At 60.4% G+C, this 17,034-nt stretch carries 16 protein-coding genes; 1 reads left to right on the top strand and 15 read right to left on the bottom strand.

The features are described from left to right. Positions 1–48 precede the first annotated feature (48 nt). The 6 genes from QZ329_RS02315 to QZ329_RS02290 all read right to left on the bottom strand — a co-directional run bounded on the left by QZ329_RS02315 (position 49) and on the right by QZ329_RS02290 (position 7,851). On the bottom strand, positions 49–924 hold the full coding sequence (locus QZ329_RS02315; RefSeq protein WP_295747929.1) for a ribokinase: 876 nt from the start codon (positions 922–924) through the stop codon (positions 49–51). After that, entirely contained in the window at positions 921–1,850 is a 930-nt protein-coding gene (locus QZ329_RS02310) for a nucleoside hydrolase (protein ID WP_295747927.1), read from the bottom strand. The genes QZ329_RS02315 and QZ329_RS02310 overlap by 4 nt, the downstream gene beginning before the upstream one ends. Then, a complete protein-coding gene (locus tag QZ329_RS02305; RefSeq protein ID WP_295747925.1) occupies positions 1,847–2,731 on the bottom strand; it encodes an SAM-dependent chlorinase/fluorinase in 885 nt (294 codons plus the stop codon). Before QZ329_RS02305 ends, QZ329_RS02310 begins: the two co-directional genes overlap by 4 nt. Before the next feature lie 19 nt (positions 2,732–2,750). Then, positions 2,751–3,596 carry an S-adenosyl-l-methionine hydroxide adenosyltransferase family protein gene (locus QZ329_RS02300; protein WP_295747916.1) on the bottom strand — a complete coding sequence of 282 codons (846 nt, stop codon included), beginning with the start codon at positions 3,594–3,596 and terminating at the stop codon, positions 2,751–2,753. Positions 3,597–3,649: 53 nt separating this feature from the next. Next, entirely contained in the window at positions 3,650–5,557 is a 1,908-nt protein-coding gene (locus QZ329_RS02295; protein WP_295747923.1) for a PfkB family carbohydrate kinase, read from the bottom strand. A 302-nt stretch (positions 5,558–5,859) separates the two neighbouring features. Beyond that, complete coding sequence (locus QZ329_RS02290) at positions 5,860–7,851, bottom strand: S-layer homology domain-containing protein (RefSeq protein ID WP_295747921.1); 1,992 nt, start codon at positions 7,849–7,851, stop codon at positions 5,860–5,862. Between the two features lie 741 nt (positions 7,852–8,592). On the opposite strand from QZ329_RS02290, the gene QZ329_RS02285 reads away from it, so the two are divergent. After that, complete coding sequence (locus QZ329_RS02285; protein ID WP_295747920.1) at positions 8,593–9,021, top strand: helix-turn-helix transcriptional regulator; 429 nt, start codon at positions 8,593–8,595, stop codon at positions 9,019–9,021. Between the two features lie 122 nt (positions 9,022–9,143). Here the strand turns inward: QZ329_RS02285 and QZ329_RS02280 are convergent, their stop codons facing one another. The 9 genes from QZ329_RS02280 to QZ329_RS02240 form a co-directional block, all read right to left on the bottom strand. Next, the gene (locus QZ329_RS02280) at positions 9,144–10,013 is read right to left on the bottom strand and encodes an SAM-dependent chlorinase/fluorinase (protein WP_295747918.1); all 870 of its coding nucleotides are present in this window, start codon (positions 10,011–10,013) and stop codon (positions 9,144–9,146) included. Positions 10,014–10,026: 13 nt separating this feature from the next. Next, entirely contained in the window at positions 10,027–10,872 is an 846-nt protein-coding gene (locus QZ329_RS02275) for an S-adenosyl-l-methionine hydroxide adenosyltransferase family protein (protein ID WP_295747916.1), read from the bottom strand. Between the two features lie 19 nt (positions 10,873–10,891). Next, positions 10,892–11,773: a sugar phosphate isomerase/epimerase gene (locus tag QZ329_RS02270; RefSeq protein WP_295747913.1), complete on the bottom strand. Its 882-nt coding sequence runs from the start codon at positions 11,771–11,773 to the stop codon at positions 10,892–10,894. Further along, entirely contained in the window at positions 11,770–12,549 is a 780-nt protein-coding gene (locus tag QZ329_RS02265; RefSeq protein ID WP_295747911.1) for an HAD family hydrolase, read from the bottom strand. Before QZ329_RS02265 ends, QZ329_RS02270 begins: the two co-directional genes overlap by 4 nt. Before the next feature lie 63 nt (positions 12,550–12,612). Continuing rightward, on the bottom strand, positions 12,613–13,992 hold the full coding sequence (locus tag QZ329_RS02260) for an extracellular solute-binding protein (protein WP_295747909.1): 1,380 nt from the start codon (positions 13,990–13,992) through the stop codon (positions 12,613–12,615). A 71-nt stretch (positions 13,993–14,063) separates the two neighbouring features. Next, positions 14,064–14,897 (bottom strand): carbohydrate ABC transporter permease, encoded by an 834-nt coding sequence (locus QZ329_RS02255; protein ID WP_295748036.1) that lies wholly within the window; start codon positions 14,895–14,897, stop codon positions 14,064–14,066. Between the two features lie 2 nt (positions 14,898–14,899). Continuing rightward, on the bottom strand, positions 14,900–15,790 hold the full coding sequence (locus QZ329_RS02250; protein ID WP_295747907.1) for a sugar ABC transporter permease: 891 nt from the start codon (positions 15,788–15,790) through the stop codon (positions 14,900–14,902). Positions 15,791–15,808: 18 nt separating this feature from the next. After that, positions 15,809–16,771, bottom strand: coding sequence for a nucleoside hydrolase (locus QZ329_RS02245; RefSeq protein WP_295747905.1), 963 nt, complete (start codon positions 16,769–16,771; stop codon positions 15,809–15,811). 47 nt (positions 16,772–16,818) lie between these two features. After that, positions 16,819–17,034, bottom strand: a 216-nt coding sequence (locus QZ329_RS02240) for a hypothetical protein (protein WP_295747903.1), incomplete at its 5' end; no start/stop codon positions are given.

Genomic DNA, 17,034 nt, shown 5'->3' with positions numbered 1-17,034 from the left:
CTTTATATTTCGTGATCTGCGCGCGGCTGGTGAAAGTCCGTGGAGGGGTCAGAAAAGTTCCTCCGCCCGGGGAATCGCCTCCGCCGCGCCGGTCCGGGTCACAGCGGCGGCGGCGGCCCTTGCCGCCCGCTCCAGGGCCGTCTGCGGACGGCGGGTTTCCAGATAGACGGCCAGGAAGTATCCAAGGTAGGTATCCCCGGCTCCGGTGGTGTCCACCGCCGTCACGGGGAAGGCGGACTGCCGGAGTACCTCCCCCTCCCCGGCGAAGAGGGAACCCTCTCCCCCAAGGGTGAGCACCAGCTTCTTTTGGGGATACGCCTCCATAAACCGGGAGACGCCCTGGGAGGGGTCTTCCGTCCCCGTCAGCGCAGCCAGTTCCAGCTCGTTGAGAACCAGCCAGTCGGCCAGGCCCACAGCGTCCCCCCGCAAGAGCTCCGGCGTGATGGGGGACGGGTTCAGCCACAGCTCCATGCCCCGGGCCTTTGCCTGGCGGGCGATGTAGTCGTTCTCGGAAATCTCGTTTTGCAGCAGCAGCACGTCTCCGGCAGAAAAGCGGGACAGCGTCCGGTCCGCCTGTTCCCGGGAGACCGCCGCGTTGGCCCCGGCGCAGATGAGGATGCAGTTCTGCCCGCTGCCGTCCACCTGTATGATGGCGTGGCCGGTGGGGACGGAGACGGTTTCCACGCAGTCCGTGTGAATGCGGTCGGCCTGGAGAATCTTCAGCAGCGTCTCCCCGTCCGGGCCGACGCAGCCCGCCATATGCACCTCGGCTCCGGCCCGGGCCAGGGCAATCGCCTGGTTCAGGCCCTTGCCCCCGGCGTGGAGGGCGTATCCGGCGGCGGAGACGGTTTCGCCCGGCTTCAAAAAACGCTCCACACGGTAGGTATGGTCAATGTTGAGAGAGCCAAAACAGAGGACCTTCATGAATCTCCCCCTTCCATCAGTGTTTGGAACAGGCTGCTGGCCAGGGCGTCCCGTTCAATGTGGCTGACGTAACGCATGAGGTGCCGGCCCTCCGGGAATTCGTATCCTGCCCGGAGGGGGACCGGGGCGGGAACCAGTTTGTCTTCCATGAACCGCCCCCCGTCGTTCAGCAGCCAGGCCACGGCGGTCACGTCCCAGATGGTTTTCGTCCAGCACAGGTCGGTTGAGTAGGAATGAACCTCCTCAATGACGTTGGAGGCGAGATAGCGGCAGAGGGGATTGGCCGGGAGCAGATGCTGCTCCAGCTCGGAGCGGCTGACCGTGAAATGCTCCACCACGCCCCAGCAGGGAAGCTGCACGAGGGGAACGCCGGAGCCAAAGAGCACCTGCGCCGCGGGGAGGTCCTCAATCAGGTTAAATTCCTCCTGTTCCATGCGGTGATAGGCGCTGCCCCCCAGCCACACCACCACCATCCGATCCCGAATCGCCGGACATTGCAGCAGGGCCGAGGCGATGTTGGTGGCGGCGGCGATGCCGATCACATAGAGGGGATGCTCCGGGGAGTGGGCCATGGCCCGGCGGACCAGGTCCTGCGAGGCGTCGGAGACGGCGGGCGTGGACGCGTCGGACAGGAAGCGGTCCGCTCCCTTGTACACGAGGCTCCGGTATTCCGGCTGGCCCGCCAGGTCCAGGACCTTCAAAATCTCCTGGTAGCTCTTCTCCATCCCCTCCTGGGGGGAGGCGGCTTTCTCGTTGAAAAAGGGGGCGGCGTAGATGGCCTGGAGCCGGAGCCGCCGGGAGTTCCGCAGCAGATAGGCGAGGGCGAACTGGTCGTCCACCTCGTTGAAGGTGTCCGTGTCGATGACGGCGTCGATGGGCTGGGTTCCCGGGAATTCCAGCATTTTGCGAAGCGCTGAATCCGTCATAGGCGGGCGTCCTCCGCCGGAATCCGGCTGACGGTGACCGCCCAATCCCCGCCCCGGCCGCACTGGTACTTCGCGGTGAAGCTGGCCTGATTGAGGCCCAGGGAGAGGTAGCCGGCGGAGGCGTTGAAGAGGATGGGGGCGCCTTGGGCCACATAGCCGAAGGACTTGTGGTAGAGCACGTCATCCTGGAACACCGTCTTGCCGCCGTGGGTCAGCAGGACGCGGAGCGTATCGCCGTGGCGGAAGCCCGCCTCCGCCACCTGGGCCAGGGGAATGTTGAAAACGATGCTGCCGAAATGATCGCTGGTGCTGGTGACAATGCCGGAGATGGCGCCCTCCCGAACCTCGGCGGTTTTGAGCGCGTCCTCCAAAAGGACGACGTCTTCCGCCGGATAGGCGGGACCCACCCCCTCGAAGGAGATCACGCCGGAGGCCAGCCGGGCTGCGCAGTAGGCGAAGATGTCCCGGCCATGGAAGACGGAGAAGGCCTCCGACCCCTTGAGGCGGTTGACGGTTTCGTCAATCTCCCGGACGGCGGCGATGCCGGGGGATTTGCTTAGGTGCGTCAGGGTGCCGTTGTCCGGCGTCACGACATAGTTTCCGTCCTTTAGCAGCGCCACGCAGGCCTTCCGGGACGTGCCCACGCCGGGGTCCACCACGGAGACAAACACCGTCCCCTTGGGCCAGTAGGGTTCCACATAGTCCAGCTCCATGCTGGCGGCCCAGATGTCATAGGGCGGGAGGTCATGGGTGATGTCTACGCATTCCAGCTCCGGGTCCACCAGCTTGCAGACGCCCACCATGGAGGCGACCGCACCCCATTTCCTGGAAAAGTCCGTCTGCCATACGATGCAGGGCTTGCGGTTTGAAACAAGCGTCATACGATATCCGCCCCCGCGCTTACGCCCTGGAATCGGGGCCGATGGCGATGTGCCAGCTGTTGCCGGTGCCGATGTTATAGGCCTTGGCGAAGCTGCCCTGGTTGATGGCGACGGCCATGCAGTCCAGGGAGTTGACGTAAATGAGGGGCTCGCCCACGAAGACGCCGGCGAAGGACTGGGCGTAAATCATGGTGTTGCGGTAGATGGTGCGGGTGTCGTTGGTGATGGTCAGCTCCGCCCGCTGGCCCACCTGGATGCCGAGGGATTTGAACATCTCCCGGGGGATGTTGGTCCAGAGACTGCCAAAGCGGATGTCCAGCACGTCGATGGTGCCCTCCACGTTGTTCTCGTGGCACACGGGCTCCACCACGGGCAGCTCGATGACGGACTCCGGCGGGACGGCGGGACCCACCTGCTCGAAGGAGATGATCCCGGCGGCGAGGCGGGCGCCGGTGTAGGCGTAGACGTCCCGGCCATGGAAGGTGTAGCTCTCCTCAGAGCCTGCGAGGCGGTTGACGGTCTCGTCGATGGTACGGGCCTCGGCGATGCCGTATTTCCGCTTGATGTGGGTGAGGGTGCCGTTGTCAGGGGTGACGATGAGCTGGCCGGTGGCGGTTTTCACCACGATGCTGCGGCGGGTGGAGCCCACGCCGGGGTCCACCACGGAGACGAACACGGTGCCCTCGGGCCAGTAGCGGACGGTCTGAACCAGCCGGTAGCTGGCCTGCCAGATGTCATAGGGCGTGATGCCGTGGGTGAGATCGGAGATGTTCAGTCCGCCGTCCACGCCGTAGGCCACGCCGTACATGGCGCTGACCGCGCCGTCCTCAATGCCGAAGTCCGTTTGAAATACCAGGGGTTTCATATTGCTTCTCCTTTCCAATATCGCGAAAATGATGCTTCTATCTGAACGGTCGGTCAGGCCGGTTCATACGGGTTTTGTTCGTGGGTCTGCTCCCGCAGCTCTTCCCGGTGCGCCGCGTAGAAGATTTCCAGCGTGTCGGCGTCCACCAGGGCGGGCGGCACGCCGTGGCGGGTGGTGGAGAGCCCTGCGGCGCAGGTGGCGTACTGAATCGCCGTGTTGAGCGCGCTTCCCTTTGCCAGATAAACCGCCAGAGCGGAAATGAATGCGTCGGCGGCTCCGGTGACGTCCACCGGAGAGATGGGGGCGGGAGGGAAGTAAGCGCCGCCGGTTTCGTCCAGCTTGTAGCAGCCCTGTTCTCCCAGCGTTATGATGACGGTTTCCGCCCCGCCGCGGCGGAAGCGCTCCGCCTGCTCCTCAACGGAAGCGCAGCCGGGAAGCAGCTTTTGGGCTTCCTTCTGGTTGGGAACCAGGATATTCACGCCGCGCAGCAGCTCCGGGTCCATCTGAGAGATGGCGCAGGGCTTCAAGATTACCTTCACACCGTGTTTTTTCGCCAGCTCCACGGCATGCAGCGCGATTTCCTGGCGCAGCTCCGTCTGCATGAGACAGTAGGCCGCGTTGTCAAACAGCGCTTCGTTGGCCGAGATGTGGGAGACGGTCAGCCGTTCGTTTGCGCCGCCGTAAACGGAGATGCTGCTCTCCGCGTCCCTCTGGACGTAAATATATGCGCATCCGGAGCTGGCGTCGTTGTGCATAACGATGCCCTCCGTCTTCACGCCGTTTGTTTTCAGGCACTCGTAGATGGTCCGCCCCTCCAGGTCTCCACCCAGGGAGGAGATCAGGGCGGCGTCCTCCCCCAGTTTCGCCACGCCCAGAGCCTGATTCAGGCCCTTGCCGCCCGGTGTAATCATGCGGTGCCGGACGCCGACGGTTTCCCCCGGCTCCAGTTGGTGGTCGATGGAGAGGAGCGTGTCGATGTTCGACATGCCGATGACCACAAAATGCCTGCGTTTGTCCTGCCTTGGCGGTGCGAGGCTGTCCGGATGGTCCATGCGGGCCTCTGTGACAAAGCCGCCGCCATGCTCCGTCTGCTCCACGCGGTCGATCAGCTGGTTGGCGGCAAACTGGCCCAGCTCCCGATAAGGTTTTGCGATTTTGGAGACATGGGCGCCGTTCAGCGTCCACTCCTCCGGGCAGAGAGAGACGACGGATATGTCCCCGGCGACGCGCAGATTCAGCCGTTCCACCAGACCGGCCACCCGCGCCATGGACTTGCTGTCCATGCAGATCACACCGGTGTAGGACAGCAGCCAGGCGGAGTTGCAGGCGCCGCTCAGGGTCCAGAGCCTCTGGGGCTCGGCATAGACGCCGTTTTCAAAGAGGCATTTCCGAATCCCGCTTACAAACGCCCGCTGCCTGGAATCGTCCGCCGAGGAGACGCAGACGATCTTCTGATGCCCCAGACGAATAAAGGCCTGGGCCGTTTTGAAGCCAAGCTCCTCGTATGAGAAGAATGTTCCCTGGGCCGGATGGCCGAATTCGTCCAGCACATAGACCGGCGTGTTTCCCAATTCCCCGGAAAAGGCGGCGGCCGGCGGAGACAGGGGATTTGTCACCCAGATCACGCCGTCAACGTGGTGCGCCGCCAGCGCCCGCATGTTGGCGCGTTCTTCCTCCGGGGAGGAGTACATGGAGATGACGGTGCTGTACCCGCGGTTCTGCGCCTGGAGGGAGAGTCCGGTTAAAAGCGACAGGTCCGCCTTATCCCCCAGCAGTATTCCCAGCAGCTGGGAGGATCTTCCGGCGATGGCGCTGCTGTAGGGCATGTAGTTGTATTCTTTGGCGATTTTCTGAATGCGCGCCTTGGTTTCCCCGCTGATGCTGCCGTCCTTCCCGTTTAAAACTTTGGAGACGGTGGAGACAGATACGTTGGCAAGTTTTGCAATGTCCCGTATGGTCATGGTCTGCACCTTTCTGCGGCCCTTAGAGAAACTATTTTCCTAAAACGTTTTCTTTGACACAGAGTATCATTAGAATCTGGAAAAGTCAATAAGATTCGTGGGTTCTTGATAAATTTGTTGGAGTTACCAATAATTTGCAGCGGCATTTGGTTATAAAAGCATGACAGGAGACTGTGCAAAAAAGAAAAGTGGTCTGCCGGATGCGCAGAAGGACTCCCCCGGCTATGCCGGGGGAGTCCTTTTCCTCACATAGGATGCGGTGCCAAAGGATACGGTAAGGCTGGATGCAAAGGTCCCGGCCTTCAGCGGGGAACGCGGAACATGCAGCCGTAGAGCATGCCGCCCACATCGTTGCCAAACATGTCTTTTGCCTGGGCGAAAATCCGGTAGGTATTGCCGCGCATGGTCTCATCCACCGTAAAGTTGTGGCGGAACTCCAGAATGGACTTGGAGATTTTTCCGTCCGCGAATTCCCGGTCCAGGCCCGAAATCTCCTTGTCGATGGATTTCACGAAGGTGCCGTCCGCCAGCTTGATCGTATAGGTGACGCTGGCGATGCGGTTGCCCATCTGGAAGGACTCCGTATCCGGCAGGAAGGTTACCTCCTCGGGCTGGATGACTTTGCAGACGCCGTTCAGAGAAATGGTTTCCCCGGGATGGACGTCAAAGGATTTCGAGGAGTCAAACTGGCTGGTGGTTTCCTCTAGAATGGCGGGGCTGATGAAGTTTTCGCGGCTTTCCGTCATGCTGTGGTCCGTCCGGGTGAACTCAAGGGGATTCATCTGCACGTTGTCCTTTTGGATAAATTTGCCCTGGATGGTGGTTCCGTGCTGGGTGATCTCAGGCTCTCCAATGTCGTAGTAGCAGTAGGAGAGGCTGTTCATCTGATCCAGAGCCTTGTCGTAGGCCAGCTGCCCCAGCTCCACGCTGTAGGAGGTGCTGGAGGAGGTGATATTGTAATCAAAGAAGTGCGTCATTCCGCCGATGTACTCCTCCCGATCCGCCAGGGACCAGCGCCTGACGATCTCGGCGGTGAAATCGGTTCCCCAGTCCGGCAGGAACAGGGTGGTGTTCCAGTAACCCGGGAAGGGGTCCAGGAAGACGACGTAGCGGTGTTTCTTGGCATAGGCCTCTACCTTCTCCATGTGAATGTCGGGCGAGAAGCGGGAGAGAACCTTGTTAGCCACGACGCCGATGGTGATCTGCGTGTCCAGGTAACCCAGGGTCAGCCCAGCGCAGGTCAGAGTGACCTTCAGCTCGTAATCACCTTCGGGAAGGGGCTTCAGCTCATGGCCGAACTGGTCTATGGGATTGATGTCCTGGTGATAAGAGCCGCCGTACACGACGCAGGTATAGTGGTCATCCGTGTAGTACGCCTTGTTCCAGGTGTCCTTGAAGGTCTCCGGATTGGCGGGATTATAGACCAGGTCCGGCATCATGGAGGTCTTGAAGGCCTCCCGGTCGCCCACGATGTCAATGCCGGGATAATCCACGTACATTCCGTTCTGGTTGTCCTTGATATTGGTGGACACCTCCCGCATGAGCGTGCCGTCTTTGGCGGTGACGGTGACGGTGAGGGCCGCGTCGGCGGGAACAAAGATGTCGTCGTCAATATCGCCGATCACGTAGAAGTCCCGGAGGGGGCAGATGGTGCGCTGGGATTCGGAGGGGTAAATCAGGGTGAGGCCTTCCTCCGTCACGCCGTTGACCGCAAGGTCCGCCTCCATGTAGTTATGAAGGACGTTGGCCGCCTCGGCCCGGGTCAGCGCATCGCCGCGGCTGCTGTCCGCGTCCATCATCCCCTGGTCTACGGTCCAATCCAGCGCCTGGGAAAATTCGGGAAGCACAGCGTCATGGTGCGCTGCGTAATGGTACAGCATCTCGGCGGCCAGCTGGCAGGTGACGTCAGAGTCTCCCGAAAACGCGGGGGCGGAGGGGACCATTCCATAGGCGTAGGCCCAGGAGGCCATCTTGTCGTTCTCAAAGGCGTCCAGAACCGGCTCGGGAGACTCCACACAGGTCATCACCGGCGCGCCGTCCAGATGGTAGAGCGCCTGCAGGAAGTCCTCGGCGGAGATATCGGAATCCGGAGAGAAGGCGCTGTCCGAGGTTCCGTTCAGAATGCCCTCGCCGGCCAGGACCTCAATGTCCTCCCGGAAGGGGGTTTCGCGTCCGACGTCGTCAAAGAGGGAAGCGGCGCTGTCCCCGGCGGCAAAAGCGGAAGGCGTCATAAGGGTAACGATCATAGACATGACCAGCAGGAAGGAAGTCCTGCGCATAGTACTGGATTTCATAAAGCTCCTCCTTTTCCATGGTTGCATGCGGAGTGCAGCACGCTGCATCTCACATGGTGTGATTGTGTATAAACGGGAAGCGGCATCATTTGCGGTTTACGGCGGCAGGCGCCCGTCTCAGGCCGCGCAGGAGCACCTGCGGATGAAGTGACCCATGCTCCCACCTTCTTTCTTCGTGATGTTGTGTCTCAGCCTGGGGCCGCCGGTGTGAAATCGCCTCTCGGCTGGAACTGCCCAAACCATACCGCCGCAAAAATGGCCTGTCAATATTTAACTGTGGTTTTGCATGGTGATCCTTGGATTTCCACAGTTTCATCCGTGATTTTTTGGAATTTTATTGTATGATTTGGTGGGAGAATACAGAAATTATATAAAAAATAAAAACTTTTGTGCAACTCGTAGTTGGCGGAAAAGAAAACGAGCGGCCGCCAGGATTTCGGAAGATGGAGCGCCGCGTCCGGAGGGCGGCTCCGGTTTCCCGTGCGGCGGATGGATGCTGCGCTGCCAAGTTTGGAACGGGTGTAACCAACTTTTGTTCCGGCGTTGGGGGGGCCGTTCGGTCCCTTTTTCTGTTTCGGCTTCCATTCCCTGCGCGCTTGGACATTCCCCGGCGGCATAACGCCTTGACATAGCGCGAAAAAATGGATATAATTTCAAGAAAGGAAACCGGGATATACAAGGCGGTCATCCGGCACGGCTATGCGGCGCGTCCCGGTCCGGCATGTACAGGAGAGTGTCCATATGATAACGGCAAAGCTGAAAGAAATGAGAGATGAGCGGAACCTTACCAATAAGGATTTATCCCAGATCTCCGGCGTGCCCTTGAGTACGGTGAACCGGATTATGTCGGGCCGGACGGATACGCCTTATTTTCAAAATGTGTATGACCTCGTTCGCGCTATGGGCGGGTCGCTGGATCAGCTGACCGGGATTGCCGCGGCTCCTGAGAGGAAAGAGGAGGCGGTTCCTCCGCAGGCCGCTTCGGAGCCGGTCAATCCGGAGACGGTGCAGATGTACAAGAGCATTATTGCGGATAAGGACCAGCAGCTTTCCACCAATCAAAAGTGGATGTACCGCCTGTTTGTCTGCTGCACGCTGCTGATGACGGTGATTGTCGTCGTGTGCATCGTAGATGTTTTGAATCCGGCTATCGGATTTCTCAGAAGATGACGCTGCTTTGCGCGGCCGGACCCTTGAGCCGGCGTTACCCAAAATAAAATGGCAGGACGGATTTTGAATCCGTCCTGCCATTGATTGTTTTTCGATTTTCTGGGGCGGCTTTGGCTGCCGGGTCACTGTGCGCCGCCGGCTGTTGCCGGAATGCCGGTTGACTTTCTCAGCCGGATGGTCCAGTCGCAGCCAAAATCCAGATTGTGGCGGGTTACGAAATTCCCCAGGTTTTCCCCCAGGGAGACAGTTCCGGTCTCGCTCTGCATGACCAGCGCGTCATGGGGGGCGACGTAACCGAAGGACCGCTCCACCGCCAGCGTTCCCACGAAGACGGGGCGGTCCTTGTGCAGGATTTCCACGTCTACGGGAGTGCCGTACTGGATGCCCTTCTGGGCCAGCCAGGAGAAAGGAATGTTGCTGTTTACCAGACCAAAGTGCTCCGACGCCTCAATGACCATGCCGGTGAGAAAGCCCTCCGGTCCGATTTCCGGAACGGGGTAGGGGGCTTCCACAATGTCCTCCACCGGATAGGCAGGGCCCACCTCCTCGAAGGAGATCACACCGGAGGCCAGCCGGGCCGCGCAGTAGGCGTAGACGTCCCGGCCATGGAAAACATAGATGTCCCGGGTAGAGTGATAGCGGTTGATGGTCTGGTCAATCTCCCGAACTTCTTCAATGCCCCAGCGCTGCTTGACGTAGGTCAGCGTGCCGTTGTCCGGCGTCACGATGAAGTTTCCGTCCCGCAGTTTGGCGGCGCAGGAGCGCCGCCGGGTTCCCACGCCGGGGTCCACCACGGAGACGAACACCGTCTCTTTCCAGAAGGGCAGATTGTACATCAGCGCGTCCGAGGCGTTCAAAACGTCGAACGGCCGGATCATATGGGTTGCCTCGTAGATCGAAAGCTCCGGGCAGACGCCCCGGCAGACGCCGGTCATGGCGGAGGCGGAGAGATGATCCGGTCCAAAATCTGTCTGAATGAGGATTGCGCGCATAGGATGTTCCTCCTTACGCCCTGGAATCGGGGCCGATGGCGATGTGCCAGCTGTTGCCGGTGCCGATGTTATAGGCCTTGGCGAAGCTGCCCTGGTTGATGGCGACGGCCATGCAGTCCAGGGAGTTGACGTAAATGAGGGGCTCGCCCACGAAGACGCCGGCGAAGGACTGGGCGTAAATCATGGTGTTGCGGTAGATGGTGCGGGTGTCGTTGGTGATGGTCAGCTCCGCCCGCTGGCCCACCTGGATGCCGAGGGATTTGAACATCTCCCGGGGGATGTTGGTCCAGAGACTGCCAAAGCGGATGTCCAGCACGTCGATGGTGCCCTCCACGTTGTTCTCGTGGCACACGGGCTCCACCACGGGCAGCTCGATGACGGACTCCGGCGGGACGGCGGGACCCACCTGCTCGAAGGAGATGATCCCGGCGGCGAGGCGGGCGCCGGTGTAGGCGTAGACGTCCCGGCCATGGAAGGTGTAGCTCTCCTCAGAGCCTGCGAGGCGGTTGACGGTCTCGTCGATGGTACGGGCCTCGGCGATGCCGTATTTCCGCTTGATGTGGGTGAGGGTGCCGTTGTCAGGGGTGACGATGAGCTGGCCGGTGGCGGTTTTCACCACGATGCTGCGGCGGGTGGAGCCCACGCCGGGGTCCACCACGGAGACGAACACGGTGCCCTCGGGCCAGTAGCGGACGGTCTGAACCAGCCGGTAGCTGGCCTGCCAGATGTCATAGGGCGTGATGCCGTGGGTGAGATCGGAGATGTTCAGTCCGCCGTCCACGCCGTAGGCCACGCCGTACATGGCGCTGACCGCGCCGTCCTCAATGCCGAAGTCCGTTTGAAATACCAGGGGTTTCATATTGCTTCTCCTTTCAGGATTATACTTGCTTTTGGAACTGCTCCAGCCGCCGGACCAGATAGTCCCCAATCTCCCAGCTCAGACGAAGCGCGGAGGGAACCAGCTCCAGCGGGAGGCGGAGCAGATAGTGCTGTATCTCATAGGTGAAGGGATGGTCGTATCCGATATCCGCCAGGGCCGTCAGAATCTCATCCCAGTCGGTGACGCCCAGATAGGGCAGAATGTGAATGTTGGCGTGGGAGGTCTGGTCGGAAATGTGGAGCGCCTTCAGCCGGCCGCCCAGGGCACGGATGGCCGCCCCCTGGTCCAGACCCTCGATGCTGCCGTGCTCCACATCCCAGCAGGCGCCTGTGTTTTCCGCGTCGATCCGGTCCAGCAGATCGAAAAACTCCTCCGGGTCCACGGCATAGCGGCGGACGCCCTCCCGGGTTTTCCCCCACATGTTCTCCACGGCGACGCCCACGCCGAATTTCCCCGCATAGTCGGAGAGCTCCCGGAAAAAGGCGGCGTTCCGCTCCGGCGTCTCCGGGTCCAGCCGGTCCCCCCGGACCTTGCTCATGGGGTGCATCACCATCCAGGGCGCGCCCAGCAGACGGCTGCCCTCCGCGCTGCGGCGGACCAGCTCCTCCTGCTGCGGGTCGGAGGAGTTGCAAAAGTCATAGAGCGGCCCGTGACTTTGGATGAAGCGCACGTCCAGGGATTCCGCCAGGTCCCGTATTTCTTTCAGATAGTCCCGCCAATGCGGCCCCAAAAAGGCGGTTTTGGTGGTAATCTGGTCCAAAAAGCAGAAGTCCAGGGCGCGGTATCCCGCCTCTGCGCAGCGGCGGATGCTTTCTTCCACGGGAATCCGGCTGCCGTCGGCCCGCTCGAAAAGCGCGTTGGTGGATGTGGCCAGAATCACGGTTCTTCACCTCCCAGGCAAAACGTTCGGATGGCCTCCAGAACGCCTTGGGTGCGGTTGGCCCGGCAGACATAGTCGGCGGCGGCCTTGGCGGAGTCGGTGGCGTTTGCCACCGCCGCTCCCACGCCGGCCAGACGCAGCATCTGAAGGTCGTTTTCATTGTCTCCCACGGCCAGGACTTCTTCCAGGGAGACGCCCCGAAGGGCGGCGTAGCGCTCCAGGGCGCCGGCCTTGTGGACGCCCTTCCCGGCAATCTCACAGCCCACGTCCTCATAGCGTACGATTTCGCAGCGGTCCCGCAGCGCCTCCATCAGCGGCGTCAGGCCGCGAAACTCCGCCCGGTGGTCCCCGCTGATGAGGTTCACCTTGTCCGCCTGCTGGCGGTCCCAGTCGGGAATGGCAATGGGATAATTCCGGGACCGGGTCCACTCGGTTTCAGAGAGGGCGGACTCGCCGCCGTCCTTGGAGTAAAGCACCGTCAGTCCCTGGGCCGCGGCGGATTCCATCAGCTCCCGCAGGGGCGCGAGGGGCATGGGCGCGCTCCAGATGATGCGGTCCTTGTCGTTGATCACCGCGCCGTTGCAGGTGATGGTGGGAAGCTGGATGCCGGCCCGCTGGGCAAACCGCCGGGCGCCCTGCCAGGGCCTGCCGGTGATGAAGGTAAAGTCCACGTTCCGGCTTCGAAGCGTGCGCACCATCTCCACCGCCTCGTCGGAAATCTCTCGGTTTTCGTCCAGAAAGGTGCCGTCCAGATCGGTTACAATTAGTCGGATCATTTACTGTCCCCCATTTTTTGAGGAAGCGGGACGGATTGCCGTCCCGCTTCCAAAGCATAGTCTTTAGTCGTTGGCCTCGTGCCACTCGTCCAGCAGCTGGTTGCACTGGCTGACAATGGCGTCCACCGTCTGGTCCACCGTGAGCTGGCGGTCGCAGAACAGGCGCATATTGTCGGAGATGGCGGAGTCGATCTCGTTGTACATCAGGTCCATAGGCTCCTGAGCGTTCTCCGGGCCGTTGGCAATGATGTCAAACGCCGTCTTGAACTGGGGATTCTCCTCCCAGAAGCTCTGCATCTCGGGCAGATTGCCGGTCTCCTTGTTGGTGGGGATATAGCCGGAATGGGTGGCGATGCGGTACTGGGCATCCGCGGTGCTCAGGTACTGCATGAAGTCCCAGGCGCCGGCAAGGCGGGCCTCGTCGCCCCGGTCAAACAGCACCAGGCAGCTGCCGCCCACGCAGGAGCTTCCGGTGTCGCTGGCGCTGACCGCCGGAATCATGGCGGTGCCCCACTGGAAAGAGTCGCCGATCAGCTCGCTGACGGACCGGCAGGAGGACGAGGAGATCATGGCCATGGCGGTCTTCTGGTTGGTGAACTCCTCCCGGATGGTCTCCTCCTTGTAGAGGTAGCCGCCGGTTTCCACCAGCTTGTCCCAGCCCTCCAGGAAGGCCTTCAGCGTGCCCTCCTCACCGGCGATGACCTTGTTCATCGGGCCCTCACGGCCGCTCTTCAGGTCGCCGAAGTAGGCGTTGGGGGACTGACGGGCAATGTAGTTCGTCACGTGATAGCGTTTAGGCTCGCACTCGAAGCCGTACTGGGTCACGGCGCCGGAGGCGTCCTTTTCCGTCAGGGCGGCGGTGTACTCCGCCAGCTCGTCCAGGGTGGCGGGGGGCGCATTGAAGCCCGCGGCCTTCAGAAGGTCCTCATTATAATAGAGAACCAGGGTGGAATTCAGGTAGGGCAGGGCGATCATCTCGCCCTGATAGCTCACCGCGCCCCGCAGAGCGTCGGAGAAGCTGTCCATAGGAACGTAGGAGCCGTACTTCTCGTACATGTCGGACACCTTGGTGGTCCAGCTCAGCTCCAGCATGGCGGGAAGCGTGGAGGTCAGACCCACGTTGATGTCGCAGGCGTTGGCCGTGTCCTTGGTCTGATAGGCCAGCATCTGCTTGTCGGTTCCGTCATAGCCCTGGTAAACCGGGGTGACGTGAACGCCCTGCTCGGCGCCCCGGCCGGTGTTGTACTCCTCCACGATGGCCTCCAGCTCCTCGCCGATCTCGCCGCTGAGGCTGTGCCAGAATACCACTTCCGCCGTGCCGCCGCCGCTGGAGCCGCTGCCGGCATCACTGCTGGAGCCGCCGCCTTCGGAACTGTTTCCGCCGCAGGCCGCCAGGGCCAGAATCAAAGACGCTGTCAGTATGATGGACCATACTCTTTTCATTTGTTCATCCTCCATTCAAAAATTCTTTGGGTGGTTTGCTGTATTTAACACAGTGCGAAGCCTGTGAAAAATCATTCCTTCACCGCGCCGGCGGTCATTCCGGCGGTGATCTTCCGCTGGAAGAGCATGAAAATCACCACGGAGGGAATCAGAATCAGCACCGACGCCGCCATGACGAGGCCGTAGACGGACTCCATCTTGTTGGCGTTCAGCATGGTGATAATCACCTGCACTGTCCGCATCTCGTCCACGTTCGTCACAATCAGAGGCCAGAGGTAGGTGGTCCAGGAGTTGACGAAGGAGGAGATGAATACCGTGGCGATGACCGGGGTGGACATGGGCATCAGGATTTTCCAGAAGAAGCGCCAGTTGCCGCAGCCATCCACCAGGGACGCCTCCCGCACCGCCTTGGAGTAGTTCAGGAAGTGCTGGCGAATCATGAAGATGTTGGCGCCGGAGACCATGTAGATGATCATCATGCCCATGTAGGTGTTGATCATGTTCAGCTCCGCTGTGGTGAAGTAGTTCTGCACCATCAGCATCTCCGCCGGCACGATCATGGAGCCCAGCACCAGCCAGAACAGCACCTTCTTCCCCCGGAATTCCATGAAGGAGAAGGCGTAGGCCGCCAGACACCCCGTGACCACCCGGGCGATGCTGGAGCCGAAGGCCACAATGAAAGAGTTGAGCATGAAGCGGAAGATTTTGGTCTTTGTGATAACCTGGATGTAGTTGCCGAGATAAAACTCATCCGGCCACAGGTGCAGGTCCGGGGAGAGAATCTCCGGTTCCCGCATGAAGGAGACGATCAGGCAGTAGATCAGGGGCGCCATCAGGCAGAGTCCCAGGAAAATGCAGAAGACCTGGAAGAGTCCGCTGTGCCAGTGCAGCTTGTCCGCTCTCACTTTCAATTATAATGCACCTTCTTCTTTTCTAAAATCATGCTCAGGGCAATCAGCACCGCCGAGAGGGCAAAGCCGATCATCGTTGCCGAGAAGGCATAGTTATAGTTCGTGCTGGAGATCGCCTTTTGATAGATGTACGTGATAATCGTCTGGGTGGAACCGCTGGGGCCGCCGTTGGTCAGAATCAGCGTATAGCTGGAAACCGTCAGACCGTAGGCAATGTCCTTGATGAGCAGGAAGAACATGGTGGGGGAGATCATGGGCAGAATGACCTTCCGGTGGAGGTTCAGCCCGGTGCTTCCGTCCAGACTGGCACTTTCGATCACCTCGCCGGGCAGCCCCCGTAGGGCGGAGAGCATGAAGAGGAAGTTATAGCCGATGTTGTGCCAGATTTGGATGATCATCAGGCTCAGCAGCGCGTACTTGGGGTCGGTCAGCCAGCCGATCTTGAACCCCAGCAGCTTGTTGATGATGCCCATTTGTTCGCTGTACATAAGCTGGAAGATCATGGCCATGACGGCATCCGAGGTGGCCATGGACAAGGCGAACAGTGTTTCGTAGACCAACGAGGCTTTCCGCTTCTTCCGGGCCATGCAGGCCAGGAAATAGGCGATGACCATGGAGATGGGGATGGTGACCAGGACATAGACGAAGGTGTTCTGCACCGCCTGATGAAAGTCCGGGTCCGAGAGTACGCGGGTGTAGTTTTTCAGCCCCGCGAAGCTTTTGATTTCTCGGAATTGGTTGACAATGTTCAGGCTGAGCCATCCGTTTTTCACAAACGGATAGTAGACAAACCCGATTAGGAAGATAAACGCCGGCAGCAGATAGAGATAGGGTTCGATCCGCTTGCTGAGGCGCACGGGTTTGCGCGGGCTCTTGGTTGGATTCAATATGCTCCCTCCCTGTTTTTAATGTGTGCTGGACAGTTTTTCAAAAAGATCGGCAATCAGCTGATCTCGTTTGACGTAATACACATACCGCATCATGGGGCGGCGGGGATCGAAGCTGTAATACCGGTCGTATTCGATGGTCGGCCGGAACGCGAACCGGTCCAGGAGGAAGTCCCCTCCCACGATCCAGGATACGGGAACCACGTCCGTCAGCGGGCGGCTCCAGATTTGTTCGCCGAAGCACTGTTCCGCCTCCCGGATGGTGCGGTCCACAATGTAGTCGCAGAAGCGGTTTTTCCCTCGGAGCCAATGCTCCAGCTCCGGCCCGGTGACCAGCAGCCTGTCCGAAACGGCCCGGCCCGGCGCCAGCACCAGGGGCACGCCGCTCTCCAGCAGAACCCGGCTGGCGGCCACGCTCTGCCCGCCGTTGAAGCACTGGCAGTCCGGCCAGCCCAGGCCCACGCCTCCGCTCCACACCACGACGATGCGGTTCACGATCTCCGGCTCCAGCAAAATCGCGGAGGCCACGTTGGTGGGGGCGGCGATGCAGGCCACGTAGAGGGGACGTTCCGGGGAGTGCTCCATGGCCAGCCGGACCAGCTCCCGGGCGGCGGGGGAGTCCACCGGCGTTTTTTCATCGGGCAGGAATTCCGGGGCCCCCTGGAAGACCCGGCCGGCCATGTCCTCCCATCCGGTCAGGGACAAAACATGCAGGATTTCCTCATAGCTCCGCTCCATGCCCTCCCGGGTGGTGGAGGCGTGGTGGTTGGCAAAGGGGGCGGCAAAGATGCCCCGGATGCGCAGACGGTCCTGAGAGGCCAGCATGTAGGCGATGGCATACTGGTCGTCGATCTCATTGAAGGTGTCGGTGTCCAACACCATGTCGACGGGTCCCCTTGGTCGTTTCAGGCGGAGGATCGTTTGGGCCAGCAGCTCTTCATCCACTCCGTCCGGGTACGTAAACACTGGGCTGAAATCCATGATCGTCACCTCTATTTTTTGTTTAAGCAATTTTTATTGACACAATACTATGTTATAATTTTGTTTTTGTCAATTATAACTTTTCTATTTTTATTAAAAACAAAGAAGTTTGTAGAAAACAGCGGTTTCTTCATTTCCATTATATGTATTTCGACGAAAGATTTCGCTGGAAAAGGATGCAAAAAGGAAGCGGAGCGCCGTTGATTGGCGTTCCGCTTCCAATTTACTTCGCTGAGATAAAGTGGACGCAGTGCTCTCGCAGC

The sequence above is a fragment of the uncultured Oscillibacter sp. genome (genome assembly GCF_910579365.1).
Lineage (GTDB): Bacteria > Bacillota > Clostridia > Oscillospirales > Oscillospiraceae > Oscillibacter.
Note: the sequence above shows the minus strand (reverse complement) of the source record. Positions and strands in the feature narration are given on the sequence as shown.